The organism is Streptomyces sp. NPDC044064 (assembly GCF_056434245.1).
Map to the genome: position 1 here is coordinate 188262 of NZ_JBWKFN010000009.1, position 17741 is coordinate 206002.

Here is a 17741-nt window from a genome sequence, read left to right on the forward strand (position 1 = left end):
CATGTCCATCACCGGCTTGTGGCCGACCCCCGTTCACACCGCCCTGCTCGCCGAGGGCGACCTGGCCCGTCTCGCCGACGATCCCACTCAGCTCCCCGTTCTCCTGCCTGCCGGGCATCCCGGCCGGGACGTGCCGTGGACCTGGCGAACCGAGAAATGGGACGGCGGATTCCACGCTGCCCTCCGCCACGGCACCGGAACGTGGTTCGCCCTCGTCGTCCTCGACGCCCTCGCCCACGCCACCGCCGAGGCGTCAGGAGCGCTGATCCTCCACGACCCACGGGCCGGCGCCGCCAATGTCGGCCTGCCCGGCCTGCCCTGGGGCCGTCCCGTCACCGTGCCCACCGTCCCCGGCACCCTCGTACTCGTCCCGGGCTGGCTGGCCTGGCAGATCGCCCCCGTACACCTCGACGAGCACCGCACCGTTCTGGCCGCGGACTCGGCGTGAAACGCTCCCGACGGATGGACGATCCCCTACGCGGCCACACCAGCCGAGTCGGCCGTGGCCGCGTGCCACAGGCGTTCGAACCGGCCCGCCGTCCGGCCATCACGGTCCGGGGCGAGCCGGAGGGTCCCGCCAGGCTCTTCCGTGACCGTCATGGTGAGGAGGGCCTCGCCGAGCACCACCAGTGCGAACGCCCCGCCGGGCGCCACCCGCGCTGCCACGGCCGAGGGCAGAACAGCGACCTTGGCCCCGAGGCTCTCGGCCTCACGCAGCCGCGCTTCCTGCTCGCGCATCACCTCGGGGCCACCGATCGGGCTGTTCAGAGCGCTCTCTCCCAGCAGCACCCGCACGGGCCTTGGGACAAGCTGGGCAAAGCGCTGCTGGCGCAGGGCCAGCAGCCACAGCCTCCGCTCGCGTTCCGCCTCCCCTGCCGTGGCGAGCAACTCGCCGGCGTAGCGGCGGGTGCGCAGGACTGCCGGGATCACGCCTGGCGCGTACACGGCCGTGAGCCCCGAGGGCTCCATGTCAAGGTAGTCGCGCAGAGCGGCGTCGGTGACGTCGGCGAAGGAGTGGTAGCTGCTGCGGCCCATGGCCTGTACAGCCAATTGCGGCACCCGTTCACGTGCGGCGGGAGGCGCGTCGTAGAAGTCAATCAGCCGGTTGGTGTCCGCCAGCGCGGCCCGGTGACGTCCCGTTTCGATCCGAGACAGCTTCGACACGCTCAGATAGAGCGCACTCGCGACCATGTGGAGCGTCAGCCGACGCTCGGCGCGCAACTGGTGGAGCTCGTGGCCGAGCAGGAGACGCGAGACCGTCGCGCTCGGCTGGATGTCGTGGACCACGGACAACGCGACCCTCCGTACCATCGGCGGCCGCCGCCCGCAGCGCCGGGCGGCTGTCCTGCCCAGCCAGGGTCGAGGCGCGCTGCGGCCGATTCCAGACGAAGGCCCTATAGGACGAGCACGTATCGCTGACAGAACGTCAACGATCGTTCTACGCTGAGTGCGCCATGTCGTCCGCCCCGCTGAGGGGGTCACCGTGCGGCCCAGCGTCCCCACCCGATTAACGGTTCCTGAGGGTCTTTGGCACCGTCCCGAGATCGCACAGGCCCTGGTGAAGCGTGACGCCGGCGCGCTGTTCCGGTTCTTCCGACAGCACACCGGTGCGAGCCAGACACAGCTGGGCAGCCTGACCGGACTCAGCCAGTCCGACGTCTCGGCCTTCGAACGACACCTTCGCCAGGCCACGAGCCTGGACGTTCTCGGCCGCATCGCCGCAGGCCTGTCCATCCCCGGGGCGCTGCTTGGACTCACCGCCGACGGCGCGAGCGCGGACGCACGCCCCGGGCGCGAGCAGGGCACTCCTACCCCCGGCAGCCCGGACGGACCGGCAGGACCCGATTCGTCCGATGGGAACCAGCAGGCGCTCGGCGATACCGTGGCCTCAGTCATGCATCTGGGAGGCGCGGACGTGGATCGACGGCAGTTTCTGACGGCGTCGGCGGCAATCGGCCTCGCCGCGCTCGACCTGCCCGACGCCGAGGCACTCACCCGCCGTGTGAACCGGCCCGGGCCTGTCGCGGTCGGCATGGGCGAGGTCGCTGCCGTCCGGACCATGACCACCGAGCTGGGGAACGCCGCCTCCGAAACCGGCGGCGGTCACGCCCGCCACCTCGCCGTGCGCTACCTCACCATCGACGTACGGCGCTGGCTCGACGGCAGGTACACAGATCCAGTGGGGCGTGAACTCTTTGCCGCGACCAGCCAGTTGGTCCAGTTAATCGGGTGGATGGCCCGGGACGAAGGTCTCGACGGTCTGTGCCAGCGCTACCACCTCTACAGCTACCGGCTCGCAACGGAGGCCGGCGAGCATGAACTCGCCGCCACTGCCTTACGCGGCCTGGCCGACCAGGCCATTGACCTGGGCCACACGCCCGTCGCCGTACGGCTCGCCGAGGCCTGCGAACAGCGCGGTCGCAAGCTGGACAACCCCAAGGCCCTCGCCTACTACCGCAACACTTACGCGCGGGCAGCCGCCGCCGACGGTGACCGCACCCGCGCCGCAAATCTGCTGAAAGCAGCCGAGAAGGCGATCGAGAATGCACCAGTGAAGCCGGGCGAGTCCTGGGCCAGCCATTACAGCCACGGCCGGTGGGCGCACGAGGCGGGCATGATCCACGCTCGGATGGGTAATCTGGCCGCTGCAGAAGCCCATCTCCACCAAGCGCTCGAGACGTACGGCCTCGATAGACGCCGCACGCGCGCGATCGTCCTCGCAGATCTCGGCCACGTCCAGCACAAACGCGGGAACACCAGCGAAGCCCTCGCGTCCTGGCACAGCTTTCTCGACTGCGCGGAAGGCGTGCAGTCCGTGCGCATCAACAATGGGATCACCAACATCCGCGCCCGCCTGCCTCGGCTATCGAACAGTCCAGAAGGTCAGGCTCTGACAGAGCGACTCGCGTCTCGAGCCTGACTACGACAACCGGCCCTGTAAACGGGGCTACGAGCAGGACTCGACGGCCAGGCGCCGCGGCCGCCGACCCCACGACCTCCACACCACCTCGCCCTGCAACAGCTCCCGCCGCCAGCGGCTGGTGTACCGCCCCCTCCATCCGCTAGGACCGGGCATCACCCCGTTCGTTTCCGGAGCCGTCGCAGCCGAATTGCGCGGGTCGGCTGCGCGCTGTCACTAGGGTTCCGGCATGGCGGAGAAGGAACATGCGATCAGCCCCGCGCGCATCACCAGGATCGGCGACGAGGTGCAGGCAGTCTGCCCCCGCTTCGACGCTCAGGCGTTCACGCGCGAGGTGCTCGCCGATCTGCCGCGGTTGGAGCTGAAGGCGCGCATCGCGCGTACCAGCGAGGCGCTTCGGTCCCATCTTCCGGGTACCGCCGCGGAGGCGGTCGACGTCCTGCTGCGTTCCCTGCCGCCCACGCCCGAGGCCGCCGGGATCACGTAGACGTACGATCCAAGCTGTGACCGGCCAGGCAAACGTGAAGTCTGGGCGGTCGTCACTTGCCCCCCTCGGTCGCGGCCTGGTTAGCCAGCAGCGCTCGTCCCTTGTCGGCGATGGTCTTGACGGTGGGCTCGCTCAGCCCCACACGTCGGGCCAAGACCGCGTTCCCACCGCGACCGAACTCGTCGACGGCACGGGCGTAGGCGATCTGCCGGGCCCGGGTCTTCTCCTCCGCGATCCGCTGCGCGCCCTCGGCCTCCTCGGTGGCCCACTGCGCCTCCAGCATGCGGCCCTGCGCGTTGCCGACCTCCTCGGCGCCGTCCTCGTAGCCGTACACGCCGGGAACGTCGGTGAACTTGAACGGCGCCTTGCGGTCACCCACGACCCATTCGCCGGTCTCCTCGTCCTCGTGCTCCTCGTACTCGTCGCCGATGCCGGCCGCGGTCGCCTGGACGGTCTCCTCGTACAGGGCCAGGGCCTCGTCGAAGGAGTCGGTGTCCTGCCAGTCGTACTCGGCCGGCTCGTTGGCGAGGACGGCGAAGCGGTGCTTTTCCCCCTTGGGCTGGTCGGGGGGTTCGCCCTCCCGACACGAGAAACTTAGCACCCCCCTAAGACCAAAAAGCAAGGGGGGTGCTAAGAATCGACTCACTGCCCGCGCAATCCCGGTTCCGGGTTGCACACCCCGCACATCTCCACCGTGATCTTGTCGTCCTCCAGGGCCAGCAGGACTTCCTCACGCTCGAGGTAGCCGACCTCGCCTTTCCAGATGCTGCACCCGCCCCGATGCAGCACCGTGCGCTGGCCTTCCCGGGTCGGCTCGAGTTTCCACCGCATCTCCGCGTACGCCCGCGCCGCAGCCCGCCTGTCCCGCTCCAGCTCCGCTGGGCTGATGCCAGGTGGCGGGTACGGCGGAAGTACCCGGGCAACCTGCTGAGCGAGCGCGTCCGCCCGCCCCGGATCCCCCGCCCGACGGTGCGGTCGCCAGGGTCGGCACCAGTCAGTCCGGGCCCAGAACGTGCACCGGCCCGAGACAGGTAGAGCGGGCGCCCGCCACGGACCACGCTGGCGCGAACCCCGCTCACTGCTGGCTCGGCCGGTGCACGGTGATGCCACCACGCTCACAGCTCAGCGAGCAGGCTCCCGCCCGTCCGCCTGGGCTCGGATACTGAGGAGAGCTGGCTTATCAGCCTCTGTAGACGTCTTCGTCAACCGGCGGTTCGTCACCGACGTATTCGTAGGGGTCGTCATCCAAGAAGATGATCTGGTCCAGGTCACCCAAGTGCATAAGAAGTTTGCTGCCCACTTCGAGGTCGCAGGCTGCGCAGTGAAACCCATAGGGGTCGAGGTAAAGCTCCTCCGGGCCGACACTGCCGCCGTGGACGTGGACGACCTTCACTTCGCCAGCCACCCACCCCTGAGAACCGCAGGCCGGGCACTCCCTTGGTGCTTCCCGGCTCATGGTGATCATCGGCTGACTGGTGATTGCCGCCAGAACCACATCACGCTCGTTGTGTGCCATGTGCCCGAAGCGCTGTTCGAACAACGAACGGGCCTTGACCAGTAGGGCTTCCGCCGCGACGCGTTCCTGTCGCACCTGCTCATCGACCAGCTTGTCGTGCAGGACGCGGTAGGGGCCCCAGTAGCCGTTCGGATCGACTTTCAGTTCTTCGAGAACTGGGTCGACGAGGCGCAAGCAGACCGTGAATACCTCTTCAGCTTGTGCCGCGTCGTGTATCGCGCTGTGGGCAACCCCATTGCGGGCGTCCGCCAGGGGCTCGAGGGCCTTCTTGTCGATCGGGATCTTCCGGGGAAGGAGCCTCAGAACTCGCTCATGGGCTTCAGCGAGGCCGATGGTCTTGACCTTGGTCAGGGGAGCTGCGTGGGAGCCCAGGCCCGTGGCGTGGAGCAATGAGTCGAAGTGCCGGCCGTCGACGATCAGAGCCGGATGGATTCCAGCGAGGTATGCCTTGAGCAGGTGCTCTGTACCGACTCCGGCGTGGTGAACGGCGAAGTCGTAGCTCTCAGGCCCCTCGACAAAGGCCGCCAGCGCCGCATTCATCCATCTTTAAGATGAACTTCTCAACTGCTCTGAATCCATGGCCGAGACGATAGAGCCGCTGGACCCTCAAGCGCTCCGGGATTAGCCACCAGCGACGGCGGCACCGACGGCGATGTCACCAGCCGCGCCACCGTTGCTGCGCACCGACCCCATGGTCACGCCGCATCCACCGACACCCCGCCTGCGCGGGAAGGTGCCGCGGCCGCGCGCTGGCGGGCGGCATGCAGTTCGCCCAGGCGCTGGCGGAGGAGGAATTCGGCGGTACGGCGGCCCGCCGCGTCAGCGGCTTCGTCGGCAGCAGCCTCGGCGCCTCGGCCCCGGCGCCGAAGGCACGCCTCGTACGCCGCATCAGCCTCCGTCACCGCCTCCTGCGCCTCGAGCAGTCGACGCAGCGCGGCCGCGCGCCGCTCGTCCCGGATCTGCTGCGCGACCTGCGGCGCAGTGAACGCTGCCCACGCCGGATCGGCGTCCGGACCACAGGCCCGCTCGCACGCCGCCGCCAGCAGGGCGCGGGTGTCCGACTCGCACTGCCGGGTGAGCTCGTCGACTGCGGCCGCGTCCAAGAGGTCAGCTCGCACGACGACCGCCAAGTCAACTGCCTCCCGCACCAGCTCCTCGGTACGCCGCCGGTAGGAGCACACCGGGCACAAGCCTGCGGATTCGGGCAGCCCGCAGCCCGCACACGGCGCTTGCCTACGGGCCAACTCCGCATCCTCCTCAAGGGCACGGCGCCGCGCGATCGCCTGCTGACGTTGCTCAACCTCAAGCTCTGCCCGGGCCCGGCGGACCTGCGCCCGCTGCTCCTCGAGGACGGTTTCCTCGCGCAGGCGCCGCTCGGCCTCGGCCCGGCACACAGCCGGATCGCCGTACGGCATCTCGGCCTCGACCCCGGCTGCAACCCGGGCCCGCAGTGCACGCCGCGTGTGGACGATGGTTCCGCAGGTCGGGCAATCGGTGCCGGTGTCCAGGCGGATGCCGTCGTCACACCTCAGGTCGGGGCAGGCAGGGCGCTGGACCAGGCCCCGACCGAGCAGCCAGCCCATCGGATCGCGCACCAGGGCCTCGCCCCCGACCTCCTCCAGCCGATCGGTGAGCCGGGCCGCGAGCACGCGCGGTGCTGCTTTCGGGTCCACGATCCCGGACAGAGCCCCAAGAGCCCGCTCAACAGCGCGAACGGCCACAGCCTGCTGACCCCCGAGGAGCTGCCTCCACAGGTAGGCCACCGGAGCCAAAGCGACCTGCAAACGAAGATCGCCAAGGTCAGCCACCCGCTGCCGTTGCTGCTGTCCACCAGCACCATCCACGACCGTCAGCCGCGAACGGCTGGCCGAGCCCTCCGTCGGCAATCCCCCACCCGGACTATCTCCCCGGTTTTCCCCGCAAAGCGGGCCATCCCTACCAAGCGCCCGGTGGGACGAGGCAACCGCGGCCTGGTCCTCGTGCGCGTACACGCTCTCCGGCTGACCACAGGACCCCGAATCGGCGTAGCCGGAAAACCCAAGACCATCAGCAACTTCAGAAGGCACCTCAGCCACAGAAGAGTGATCAGCGTGAAGGGATGCCGTAGTCGCGAGGTCTCCCTGATCAGTCCCGCAGCGCTCGCGTACCTCGTTGACCTGCGGTTTCGTCGGCGGCGGAGAGTCCTCACTAGGCCATGCCGTACCTGAGAGGTCACCAACATAGCCATCAGCAGCATCCGTGCTCCCCTGGCGGCTGCCGTGCGCGGCCGCAACCGCCGGCACCACCAGCCGCGCCGCCTGTCGCATGCCGGACACAGTCTGCCGCCGCGGACGCTCCACCAGTCCGGTGCCCTCCAGCCGCGCCAACACCCGCTCCGCCTGCGACAGCGAGCTCCCCAGTAGCCGGGCCAGAGTCGCTGCCGGTCGGCCGTAGCGCTTGTTGACCCGGCCACCGCAAAGCCGCACCCGTCCCGTCTCCGCCGCCTCCAGCACCAGCAGCAGCAGGGCCAGCCGGTCCGTCGCCGCACCATGCCCCGTACGGGCCCCCAGCAGCCCGGTCGGCGTCACCCGTCCATCCCGGTGCACCCAGCCCGGCGCCATCAAGGCCTCCATCAGCCGCAGCAGGGTGGCGAGCTCCGGCTTCGTCAACCGCAACGGGTGCCCGACCTTGTTCTGTGCCTCCCACATCGGAAGCACACGGCAAGTCAGGCCCCAGTCCTCGCCGAACTTGCCCGTCAGCGTGTCTACGTCCACCACACCGGAACGCCGCAGGCCCGGCACGACGGCGTGCCGAACCCTGGACGCCGACAGCCCCAGCCACCGGCCCAGCTCACGAGCCCGAATCTCCACCACGCCGGTCTCGGACGGCGTACGCGCAGCCAGCACCACCACCGCCAGCTGCACCGCGTCCGTCGCCTCTTCAAGGCCCGGACTGTCCAGCAGCGTCCGCACGGCGGCCGCAAACCGAGCACGCGCATCCTGACCGAGCGCCAGAGGATGCCCCGGACCGCGCCTCACGGCCGGCCCCGGCATCTCCGGCACCGAGTGCAGCCAACGACGTCGCGACGACCGGCGGCGGGCGGCGGGAGCCGCGACGTCGCTCACGTGGACACCCTGACGAACCGCGCAACTCGCTCCCCGCCTTCCGCCGTACCAGCCCGCCGGCATGGCGAAGTGGCCGACTGAAAGGGAAACTGTGACCGGATAGACGGCACAAAGTGCGCCAACCGGGCATGGATGGGCTGACAAAGGGCAGCACGATGCTGCAACATGAGTCATGCCTCGCTTCGACATTGAGGTGGGCATAACGAAGGCCTCTTTGGCACTTCGTGGTTCGCTGCAGAACCAAGATCGAACTGTTCGACCGGCCGCTAACCGGAAGGACAGAACCTTCGGGAGGGCCCGCTAAGCCCACCCGGTGGCAGATGGGACGCCATCAGCCGAGGTGACCGCTAATCACCTGGGTGGCCGGGCGTCCCGGCGGCTCGAAGACCCGTTCAACGGGCGCCGCCGCAAACAACTACGACATCTCGCCCCCTTCCGGGGCGGAGGTGTACCCGCAGCCGGGTCGGCGCGGGAAGTCAACGAAGGCACCCAGCCGGAGCGACGTACGAGTCATCGCTGCCACGGCGGGTGCCTTGGTGTGTGCCTGTCGGAGGGTACGGGTACCCTGCTCCATGTCGAGACCTTCCCTAGATAGGTCTGCGGCCGTGCCCCGGAGCACCACCTCGCGGGGCTTAACCATGTCTATATGGATCTTATTCAGGGACACGGTACCGCCCTGAGATCCCACAAAGACACCCCGGTACCGCTCGTGTCGCCAATGGGTGAGCGACTCCTGACGGGTCACCAGAATCAGTCAATGACCTGCCCCGCTCCACACGCAGGGCACCGCGCGTGCATCATGAGCGGTATGCATGCGACGCAGAAGCCTAGGCACGACGATCCCCTCGATGTGGAGACCTTCGCTCGCCCTGAGCAGCAGCGCCGCTACATCGCGGCCATGAACCGCATCGCCGCAGACCGCGACTCCGATACGCCGGTTCGGGTCTACGTCAGCGCCAGCCCCAAGACCGTCAACAACTCCAACTGGCAGCGCTGGCTGAAGCGCATCACGGAGGACCTGCCCGAGGGCGTCGAACTTCTCCACTACCGCTCGGCCTTCGAGGAAGGCTCCTACGACTGGGACACCCTTGCGGACCAGCTCGACGGCCTCGTCGTCATCGGCCGGCCTAAGCGCCTCGGCAGCCGCGTCCACGTCCTCGGTCCCGTAGCCCGCCTCGAACTCCGCTCGCTCGTCGCGAAGAAGCCTGTCCTGCTTTTCACCCATAACCTCGGGCTCGTCCCAGTGATCGACTGCAGGAGCCAGGTCATGCCCCCGTCCGACGCGCCGAGGCTGAAGTTGATTGCTCCGAAGCGCTGGAATCGCCGCTCGGCCACGCTCAACGCCGCCCTGAACGCCCTCCGGCCAACCGGCATCACCAGCCAGGAGCCTGAGCCGCCCCGAGGCCCGGGGGCTCACCTGGTGGTTCCGTTCGCCGTCGGGGCGCGCTGACAGCTGATGGCGGCATCGTGGTACCCAGCGCTTCGGCGGTGTCATCGAGTCCCGCCTCCGTCAGGCAGTGCCGTGTCGTAGTAGTAGGCGAGCACGGCCTCGGCTCCCGAGCCTTGTGCGGTGGCTATGCGCTGGAAGCGCGCAGACCGAAGGTCGCCTGCGATTCGAATGCGTCGGTGCTGCTGGTCCGGCCGGCAGTAGCCGTCCTCGTCAGAGACGAGCCCAGCCAGTGCAGCTGGCTTGTTCCCGAGATTGTTGAGCACTGATGTGACGGAGTAGATCGTTTTGGCCCCGTCGTGGCCCTTCACCTCGACCGTCCAGCCCTCGCCGTACGCTGGCTTGGTGATCGAGGCGTGCGATACGGGGACAAGTCGTACGCGAGGGTCGTCCTCGACTTCGGCTGCCTTGTATCTGTCGGTGGGTGGGCAGAGGACGTGCAGTGTTGTCGTCACATTCGGGTGAGCTCGCAGCCAGGTGCCGAGTGGGCGATCAGCACCGAGGACGTACGTTCGGCCTGTGAGGTGTTGCGGAGTGGCGCGCCAGAGTGGTGGAGCGGAGAGCTCGGCGGGAGCCGTTACCCACCCCACGTCGGTTGGTTCGAGGTCGGTCACGCCTGTGGCGACCACGATGGTTTCCGCAGTGAGCACGCGGCCGTCGGCGAGGGTGAGTTCGGCTCGGTCGTTGTGTCCGCTGGCCTTCACCGCTCGGCCTTGCTCGACGGTGCAGCGGCCTGCCTTCTGCAGGCGTTCCAGGTCCGCTGCTAGTGCCTCGGCGAGCTGAGGGCCGGTCGTCCAGTTGCCCGGTACGTTCCCCAGGGCGCTGATTCGGTGCAGCTTGCCCCCTACGGGTCCGGCCTCCAGCACTGTGGTCCGGAGGTTGAGGCTGGCTGCCATGACCGCGGCCGCGACCCCGGCCGGGCCGGCGCCGACCACGAGGACGTCGGTGTCGCATGACCGTGCATTCATGCGGACGCTCCCTGGGGTCCGTTGATGCGGGACAGGACGGTTTCGCTGGTGACCAGGTGGTTCGCGCTGATGTTCCGTGCTGCCATCAGGAGCGCCGCGTCGTGGTACTGGGCTCCGCCGGTGGAGGCGCAGGCGTCGGTGACGATCCACGGCCGGAACCCGTTGTGGTAGGCGTCTCTGGCCGAGTCGTAGACGCATGCGTCCGTGTCGATGCCGCACAGCACCAGGTCGGTCCATCCCGCATCCCGAATGAGCTTGGCTCCCTCGGGTGTAAACACGGAAGCCTGGTCTTTGTCGATGACGGCGGTCGCATCGTTGGCGAACGGAGCGAGCTCGGCGGCGAGAGCCTGTTCCTCGGATGAGCGCAGCCGGGTCCATCCGGTGATCGTTTCGTACGGTGAACCTGGTTGGTTGTGGAACCGGGTGAACACCACGGGTGCACCAACTGCCTGCCAGCCCTCAACGAGCCGCACGATCGCGGGGAGAACATTGCGGCTGTGCCGGTTGACGAAGCCCTGCTGTACGTCGATGACCAGCAGCGCTGTCGAACGAGGTTCCACCCAGTCCGCCTTCCATATGTCTGTTATGGGTTGCTGTCTCGCAGTGCATCCTGGGCGGCGCGGAGCCGATCAGGAAGTTCGCTCGTGGCAAGGATCGCCTCGCGCATCACCCGATGCTGGGCGGTCTCCGTCGGCCTCGCCGTCGTCAGCCGGACGTACACGCCGCGCAGGAAGCGCCACCCGTACGCCGGGGGCATCACCGGGTCCTGCCCTTCTTCGATCATGCGTAGGATGTGCGACGACAGCGCCCACAGCGCCTGGACGTCCAACTCCAGGGCAACGATCTGGCTCGTCGTCAGGGCACGCTCGTCGGGATGCGGGTGATAGGACACCCCAGACCAGCCGGCCACTCCTCTCGAGGTACCACCGTCGAAGGCCACCGCTTCCGGGTGCGCCCAGCCCTCGCGGAACTTCGCGTCCTCAACACCGGCTCCGAGAGGCCGGATGTTCTGCGGATCTTGCCGGTTGACAAGGACCGACGGCGTCGTCAGCAGCTGCAAGGCAGGATCGAGCCCCGTCTTCGTCCACGAGTGATCACGCAACTCGTACACGCTCAGGACGTACTCCGGGTCCGGCGAGGGGCCAACCGCCGCCCCGGCGGGGCTGTGCTGCTCCAACAGGTGCGTCATGCGCTGACCGGCCCAGGCTCGATCCGTCAGGTAGGACCTGTATCTCCACAACGCCAACTCGGTCAGCGTTTCGACGCGTTGGTGCTCTTCCACGAGCGCTAACGCGATCCCGCATGCGAAGACGTGGACTGTGGAGGCGTGTGCCGTCCGGTGCTCACCAGGCAGAACCCGCTGCTCAAGGCCTCCCGGGCCCGACGGTCGGGGCGCACCAGCAGCGTAGAGCGATCCGAGCTGCTCCCCCAGGTACACCGGCAGGAACTTGTAGGAGACAACGGTGCACGGTGCTGGCTGGGCCAACTCAGCCCCTGTGGCACTAACAGGTTCCCCACGCTGTGCCGCCAGCCGGAAGCGAAACGCCTCCTGCTCTTCCGGCGTGCACCGGGCAAGCGCCGCGTCGAGAATCTGTGCCATATGGGGACGGCACTCGCGACTTGGGGCTTCGCGCCAGTGAGAGACCGTCCGGGGACTGATGCCGAGGTCGTCAGCGAAATCGCGGACGGACTGGCGTTTCACTGACCGCAGCAGCAGCCCCTCTTCACCTGTCCACCGATCCACAGCGATCACTACACACCCCCAGACGGGTCCTTGAACAGGCAGCAGAGGCCGTATTGCCACGCTAAGTCCACACCACTGCTACGCGGGGGCATCTCGCTCACAGTCCATGCGCCTGAAGCTAGTTGGCAACGGAACCAGCCATTCAGCGATCGATCGGTAGCCCCCATGTCGTCAGGCGTCGAACTCGTAGTCGAGGACGTACGAAGCCGAATCGAGTGTCATCTCGTTAACCTCGACCACGCGTTGGTCCTCGGCGAACGCCGTCCTGCAGATCTTGAGCACAGGACGCTCGAGGGACATTTCCAAGGCGGCTGCCTCTTTGCTCGTAGGCAGAAGGCCTCGAAGCTCCTCGCGGAAGTGCACGGGGGCGTGCCCAAGATCGGCGAGTCGCGCGTACACCCCACCCGGCCCGGTATCCGCCTGAGTGATCGCCGACCCTGCCACAAGGCTGTACGGCAGGTACGACGTCGCGATCATGACCGGACGTCTGTCGAGCGTGTAGCGCCGCGACCGTGCGCAGGCGGTTTCCTCGTCTCCCAGCCCCAGCATGCGCTGGATGTGAGCCGGGGGGATGAGCTCTTCAACGGCTACTTGGTCGACATCCAACGGTCGGTTCTCGTCTGCGGCCCAGATGGATTTGCCGCTCCCCCACTGATCTCGTGCCAGGCGCTGAATGCCTCGTCGCCGGATGGGATGGAAGGCCTGAACGAAGAAGCCGGCCCCCTTCCGGGACTCGGCGAGTCCTTGGCTCGTGAGCATGCGGAGTGCTCGGCGGGCGGTCATCGGGGACACGCCGTACTGCGGCGCGAGGACGTTCTCCCCCGGCAACCGGGCCCCAGGGCCATACGTGCCCAGTTCGATCGCCGCCTTCAGGGCGTCAGCGATCTGCAGGTACTTGGGCTGCTCGTCGCCCGATTCATCCGCCATACGACTCCTCACCTCGCTAGCGATCCTAGGCGCCTCGATGTCTAGCCCCAGCGTCGTGGCGGCCCCGGTCGCTGATCTGTGACCCCTTAGCCGTATTTCGATATCGAAGCTCTTGACTTCGATAGTGAGCATACCCTCTACTGGAAGCAGCTTCGATATCGAAGTGGGGAGGACCGGACTCCCGTCTCGGCGCGCTGAGTTGACGCCGTCTCGAGACCGGACCTCCACCCGGAACCGCCGTAGGCGGGCCGATAGGGAACGGACGCGAGTCCCCGATCCCGACGTACGACCAACCGCATAGCGCAGCCTGCTCGACATCGCTTACATGCGGCGCCGGGGTGACCGACCACCGAGTCGACACGATGTCCCCCGGCGGGTTTGAGCAGGGCAGCCCGACAGCAGTTGCGCTGCCTGTCCTCCACGATCCGAGCAGCGGGTTCCGCTGTACGGCTCCTGGTTGGCAGGGAACGCAACCCAGTCACTCCCCCGCCAAGGAGCTCGTCTTGCGTGTCAGCAAGCTGCCCCCGTACCGGCTCAGCGACTTCCGGCCCCAGCACGTCAACCTCCGGGAAGGAGAGGTTCCGAGTCTCCGTTGCCCGGAGTGCGAGGGCTGGCACTCGATCAAGCGCAGTCTCCTGACACCGCACTACCCGCAGCCCGGGAAGCGGTGCTTGGGAAGCGCGCGGCGCATCGTCTTCGACATGTCCGTCGAGGAGTGGGGTGCCGCTCTGGTCGAGGGTGCCCTTGAGGCCGGTGCCCGCCGGAGCAAGCAGCAGTTCCACAAGCCGGCCCCTCCTGCGGGGCAGCCGATCCACCGCATGTCGCACACCGCGCAGATGTCGCCGCTCGAACGTGCGCGGCAGGCGATCGCCCGGCACCAGGCCGCCTGCAAGATCTGCAGTGGCGGCAAGCGGTGCCGGATGCCGCGGACCCTGGCCCAAAGCGCGGCAGGCCGTGCGGGATTGGCGGCGCTGGATCGTGCGCTGCAGGCGGTCACCCGTCACCGTGTCGCCTGCGCCGACTGCAAGAAGGGCCAGTACTGCCCGATGGGCTTAGAACTGGCCGAGCGGAAGGCGTGGACGGAGCGGACCCGCGAAGACGTGGTGTGTCAGCAGGTCCGCGAACAGCGAGAAGAGCAGAGCTGGGAGCGCGGCCGCGACCGCCGCAACTCCCGCCGGCGGGCGTCGGACTGGCGTCGCGTGGAGCTCGCCGTCCGGCGCACCGACCGCGAGCGCGCACAGCGCCCGGCGGACACCGACTCCCCGAACAACCAGACCAGCGTCCCGCTGGAACCGATCCACGTCTCGCGATGACACGGAGGGGCTCCATGGAAATCGTCGCAGCCGGCACGTACGACTTCGATCTCGACGTCAGCTTCCCGACCACGGTGAAGACCCCGTTCGAGCTCCCGGCCGGAATGGCCAAGGACTTCGAATCGACCGTTCACCGTTGGGCGACCGGCGAGATCACGCTCAAGTTCCCGGTCGGGAAGGGCGCCCTTGGCAAGTGGCTCACCGCGGACACTTTCAAGGAGCTGGCCGGCAGGGAGTTCACGGTCACGCGGTTGGAGCTGAACCAGACGGCGCGGCCGGAAGTACTCAAGGACCAGGTGGTCCTCGACTACATGGACTGCTTCCGGGTCGCCACTGCGCACGTGAATGCCTGCGGGGCCTGCCAGAACAAGCAGTACTGCGAGGCGGGTGAGCCGATCCTCTTTCACTTCGCGCAGGCGCAGGACGCCTTCCAGCAGCGCGAAAGCGTCCACCTCTGATTCCTGGCACCGTACGGCCTGCGTTGCCTGTGATCGCCGCCTGTGTGACGTGCGGCGATGGCAGGGGGTAGCAGGACCTTCTCAGGTCAGCAGTCCCGCTTGGTTGGGCTCCGCCAGGGGAGGCCAACCCAGTCGTGAAAACCAAACAACGAGAACGGCCCCGGGGCGCATCCCGGGGCCGTTGTCGGTCGCTTGTCGTTCATCGCGTGAGAGGAACACGACCTTGCTGGAGAACATGATGACATCCCGTCCGCCGATCAGTGCACGGGGGGACGGGAACTCGAGCCAGGAGGACGAGGAGCTGCGCCGAGCCCGGGAGCTGGACCAGAGGGGTGGGACGCGGTGACCGCCACCGTCTACGGCACCGGCACCCTGCACGCCGTGGCCGTGGACGAGAGGCCGTCGCTTCGCCATTCGGTGCCGGGCCTGGTGGTCCACGAGTACGAGCGCGGCTTCCGCGCTGACCTGACGGCGTCCCGCGAGGCCGTCAGCGGTGTTCGCGCGCTGACCCGGGAGGCGCCGTCGATGTACGGCACCGACCAGAGCCTTGCCGAGTCCGCCGAACTCGTGGTGTCCGAGCTGATGGGCAACGCGGTTCGGGCGAGCAACTCGAACGAGGCCGTGGCGCTGGTCGTCGAGGTGCACGCCGATCAGCCGGGCATCGAGGTGATCGTCCACGACACCGTCCCGGGGGAGCCGAGCCGCGGTGAGGCCGCGCTGGACAGCGCCGAGGCGGAGTCAGGCCGGGGCCTGGGCATCCTCGACGCGCTCACCGACGGCTGGAGCGTCGAGCCGTCGACGGAGCCGTCCTTCGCAAAGATGATCAGGTGCCGCGTCAGCCGAGCTGAGTAGCACCGCCGCTGTACGGGAGGGCGGGCGCGAGGAAGGTCAGCTCCCTCCGGCGCTGCCCTCGCGCCCGACGGGGCCGGAGATCACCACGCGCCCGCCCCCCATCCGCTCAAGCGGACTCAGCAAGTTCCCCAACCTCTTGAGCTGGCCTCCTGTTGGCCGGCGCTCCCATCGACTCAACGGAGGAATCCCATGCTGCACTGGTCGCGTACCGAGGACACTCGCACGGCTGACCACGGTGATTGGCGTATGCGCGCCGTTTGCTCGCCGGAGGACCCCGAGCTCTTCTTCCCGATCGGCAACACCGGTCCCGCGCTGCTGCAGATCGAGGAGGCGAAGGCCGTGTGCCGCCGCTGCCCCGTCATGGAGCAGTGCCTGCAGTGGGCGCTCGAGTCCGGCCAGGACTCCGGCGTCTGGGGCGGGCTCAGCGAGGACGAGCGCCGCGCCATGAAGCGCCGCGCCGCCCGCAACCGTGCCCGCCAGGCCAGCGCCTGACCGCCCCGCCACCTGCAGCCCTGCGCTGCCCGGGCCCCACCGGACCAGCCCTCGTTGGCCCGGTGGCGGCGGAGAACGCAGGGACCAGGCCGCGCCAGACCCCGGTGCGGCCGCTCCCGGACCCACACCCCTCCGAAACCCCCAGGGAGATCCCGATGGTCGCGAACACCCCGTGCAAGCACACCCCGCTCTGCCCGCATGCCGGCAGCCCCGACCGTGACGCCGCCCGCGTCATCTCCAGCCACCCGGAGCAGGGATGGAGCCTCCTGTGCAACGGACTCCTCCTCTTCGAGGACACCGGCGAACTGCTGCCCGACGGGCAGATCATCGCCCCGCACCGGCCCACGCCCGCCTTCCAGAACGCGGTCGGTGGGCAACAGGCCTCGCTTCCCATCCGCCTCACGGACACCCAGATGCTCATCGGCGGCATGACCGGAAGCGGGAAGACCAGCGCGGCCGCGGCGCACCGGCTCGCCCTGGCCACGGAACGCGACCGGGCTGACGGTCCTGCGGACCACCCGTCGGTCTGACGGCTGCCTCCCCCGTCCGTCCCGGCCCGGTGCCGGTACGGACGGGGTCGAAGAGAGCCGGACAGCCCGGACGGCACGGCCACCGTGAAGGGGGAGCACATGCTCCGTGTCATCACCAGCAGGACCCACCGCCAGTTCCAGGAAGCGGTGACCGAGGCCGAGAAGATTCCCGGCCTCGAAAGCGAACTCGCCGACCTCCGCCAGAAGTTGGAAGCGGCACAGGCCCGGCAGACGGCGGCCGCGCGCACGGCCGAGGACCTGGAGGACGCCCGGCAGGCCGGGGCGGAGATCGCCGCGGCCCTCACCCAGCCCGACGCCCTGCAGCGGGAGGCCATCCTCAGCGTCGCCACTTCTCTCGTGCGCCACGCCTCGGGCCTCGGTCTCGATGTGAAGCGGCTGCACAGCGGTAAGCCCTACAGCACCTCTCCCGCCTGCATCCCGGTAGCCGCTCCGGACAAGGACGGCCTGGACGCCGCCGACACCCACCGGAAGCACGCCCGGATGCTCGCGGCCATGGCGACCGGCAAGTGCGCGGCGATGCGCCGCAGCGAGGTCGAGCCGCCCGAGGACATCCTCCAGCTCTGCTCGAACCTCAGGGCCGCCGCGATGAACCTCTCGGTCTCCGAGGACGAGATCGACGAAGACGCCCGCGCCTGGGCCGCACTCCTCTGATTGCCACTCCCCGAAGATCCGACCACGGAAGGGCATCCGCCATGCCGATCGTGCTCACCGTCGTCCTCGCCCTGGTGCTGGTCACCGGCGCCGCGATGATCCTGACCGCCAACCCGAAGCATCCGCTCTCCCGGCAGTTCCTCGGCAACGACCCGGTCGCCGAGCAGCCCCCGGGCGACCAGCGCTGACTGCGCCCTGGGGTTGCCTGTCGTCCCCGCCGACCAACTGGGCGGGAACGGCGGGGAGCTGCAGGGACCATCCCCCGATCCCGCGCTCCAAGGCCGGGCTCGGTACGACCACCCCCTTCGTAC

Annotated in this window: 19 protein-coding genes and 1 pseudogene; 11 read left to right on the forward strand and 9 right to left on the reverse strand. The window is 68.5% G+C overall.

The features are described 5' to 3' along the window. Position 1 precedes the first annotated feature (1 nt). On the forward strand, positions 2-448 hold the full coding sequence (locus AC07DS_RS17105) for a hypothetical protein (RefSeq protein WP_479146087.1): 447 nt from the start codon (positions 2-4) through the stop codon (positions 446-448). A gap of 26 nt (positions 449-474) precedes the next feature. On the opposite strand, the gene AC07DS_RS17110 is transcribed toward AC07DS_RS17105, so the two are convergent. After that, complete coding sequence (locus AC07DS_RS17110; RefSeq protein ID WP_479146089.1) at positions 475-1287, reverse strand: Scr1 family TA system antitoxin-like transcriptional regulator; 813 nt, start codon at positions 1285-1287, stop codon at positions 475-477. Positions 1288-1558: 271 nt separating this feature from the next. Between AC07DS_RS17110 and AC07DS_RS17115 the strand changes: the two genes are divergently transcribed. Continuing rightward, positions 1559-2920, forward strand: a complete 1362-nt coding sequence (locus AC07DS_RS17115; RefSeq protein ID WP_479146091.1) for a helix-turn-helix domain-containing protein — start codon at positions 1559-1561, stop codon at positions 2918-2920. A gap of 229 nt (positions 2921-3149) precedes the next feature. Continuing rightward, positions 3150-3407 (forward strand): hypothetical protein, encoded by a 258-nt coding sequence (locus tag AC07DS_RS17120; protein ID WP_479146093.1) that lies wholly within the window; start codon positions 3150-3152, stop codon positions 3405-3407. 52 nt (positions 3408-3459) lie between these two features. On the opposite strand, the gene AC07DS_RS17125 is transcribed toward AC07DS_RS17120, so the two are convergent. The 4 genes from AC07DS_RS17125 to AC07DS_RS17140 form a co-directional block, all read right to left on the reverse strand. Beyond that, on the reverse strand, positions 3460-4008 hold the full coding sequence (locus AC07DS_RS17125; protein WP_479146095.1) for a hypothetical protein: 549 nt from the start codon (positions 4006-4008) through the stop codon (positions 3460-3462). A 41-nt stretch (positions 4009-4049) separates the two neighbouring features. Beyond that, the gene (locus tag AC07DS_RS17130) at positions 4050-4238 is read right to left on the reverse strand and encodes a DUF6233 domain-containing protein (RefSeq protein WP_479146097.1); all 189 of its coding nucleotides are present in this window, start codon (positions 4236-4238) and stop codon (positions 4050-4052) included. 349 nt (positions 4239-4587) lie between these two features. Next, positions 4588-5463 (reverse strand): hypothetical protein, encoded by an 876-nt coding sequence (locus AC07DS_RS17135; protein WP_479146099.1) that lies wholly within the window; start codon positions 5461-5463, stop codon positions 4588-4590. 155 nt (positions 5464-5618) lie between these two features. Further along, positions 5619-8027, reverse strand: a complete 2409-nt coding sequence (locus tag AC07DS_RS17140; RefSeq protein ID WP_479146101.1) for a hypothetical protein — start codon at positions 8025-8027, stop codon at positions 5619-5621. Between the two features lie 808 nt (positions 8028-8835). On the opposite strand from AC07DS_RS17140, the gene AC07DS_RS17145 reads away from it, so the two are divergent. Continuing rightward, positions 8836-9477: a hypothetical protein gene (locus tag AC07DS_RS17145; protein ID WP_479146103.1), complete on the forward strand. Its 642-nt coding sequence runs from the start codon at positions 8836-8838 to the stop codon at positions 9475-9477. Positions 9478-9518: 41 nt separating this feature from the next. Here the strand turns inward: AC07DS_RS17145 and AC07DS_RS17150 are convergent, their stop codons facing one another. The 4 genes from AC07DS_RS17150 to AC07DS_RS17165 all read right to left on the reverse strand — a co-directional run bounded on the left by AC07DS_RS17150 (position 9519) and on the right by AC07DS_RS17165 (position 13113). Beyond that, positions 9519-10442, reverse strand: a complete 924-nt coding sequence (locus AC07DS_RS17150) for an FAD-dependent oxidoreductase (protein ID WP_479146105.1) — start codon at positions 10440-10442, stop codon at positions 9519-9521. Then, the gene (locus AC07DS_RS17155) at positions 10439-11029 is read right to left on the reverse strand and encodes a cysteine hydrolase family protein (protein WP_479146275.1); all 591 of its coding nucleotides are present in this window, start codon (positions 11027-11029) and stop codon (positions 10439-10441) included. Before AC07DS_RS17155 ends, AC07DS_RS17150 begins: the two co-directional genes overlap by 4 nt. Beyond that, a complete protein-coding gene (locus tag AC07DS_RS17160) occupies positions 11026-12042 on the reverse strand; it encodes a helix-turn-helix domain-containing protein (protein WP_479146107.1) in 1017 nt (338 codons plus the stop codon). The genes AC07DS_RS17155 and AC07DS_RS17160 overlap by 4 nt, the downstream gene beginning before the upstream one ends. 315 nt (positions 12043-12357) lie before the next feature. After that, positions 12358-13113: a GntR family transcriptional regulator gene (locus AC07DS_RS17165; RefSeq protein WP_399608298.1), complete on the reverse strand. Its 756-nt coding sequence runs from the start codon at positions 13111-13113 to the stop codon at positions 12358-12360. A gap of 503 nt (positions 13114-13616) precedes the next feature. Between AC07DS_RS17165 and AC07DS_RS17170 the strand changes: the two genes are divergently transcribed. From AC07DS_RS17170 to AC07DS_RS17200, 7 genes and pseudogenes are all read left to right on the forward strand, one after another. Next, entirely contained in the window at positions 13617-14426 is an 810-nt protein-coding gene (locus AC07DS_RS17170) for a hypothetical protein (protein WP_479146109.1), read from the forward strand. Positions 14427-14440: 14 nt separating this feature from the next. Continuing rightward, positions 14441-14884: a hypothetical protein gene (locus tag AC07DS_RS17175; protein WP_479146111.1), complete on the forward strand. Its 444-nt coding sequence runs from the start codon at positions 14441-14443 to the stop codon at positions 14882-14884. A 342-nt stretch (positions 14885-15226) separates the two neighbouring features. Continuing rightward, on the forward strand, positions 15227-15736 hold the full coding sequence (locus AC07DS_RS17180) for an ATP-binding protein (protein WP_479146113.1): 510 nt from the start codon (positions 15227-15229) through the stop codon (positions 15734-15736). Positions 15737-15925: 189 nt separating this feature from the next. Further along, complete coding sequence (locus AC07DS_RS17185; protein WP_479146114.1) at positions 15926-16228, forward strand: WhiB family transcriptional regulator; 303 nt, start codon at positions 15926-15928, stop codon at positions 16226-16228. 155 nt (positions 16229-16383) lie between these two features. Next, positions 16384-16575, forward strand: a pseudogene (locus AC07DS_RS17190) (DUF5999 family protein); the annotation flags it as partial. A gap of 282 nt (positions 16576-16857) precedes the next feature. Further along, a complete protein-coding gene (locus tag AC07DS_RS17195) occupies positions 16858-17430 on the forward strand; it encodes a hypothetical protein (RefSeq protein WP_479146116.1) in 573 nt (190 codons plus the stop codon). Positions 17431-17471: 41 nt separating this feature from the next. Beyond that, positions 17472-17618: a hypothetical protein gene (locus AC07DS_RS17200; protein ID WP_479146118.1), complete on the forward strand. Its 147-nt coding sequence runs from the start codon at positions 17472-17474 to the stop codon at positions 17616-17618. Positions 17619-17741: the final 123 nt, after the last annotated feature.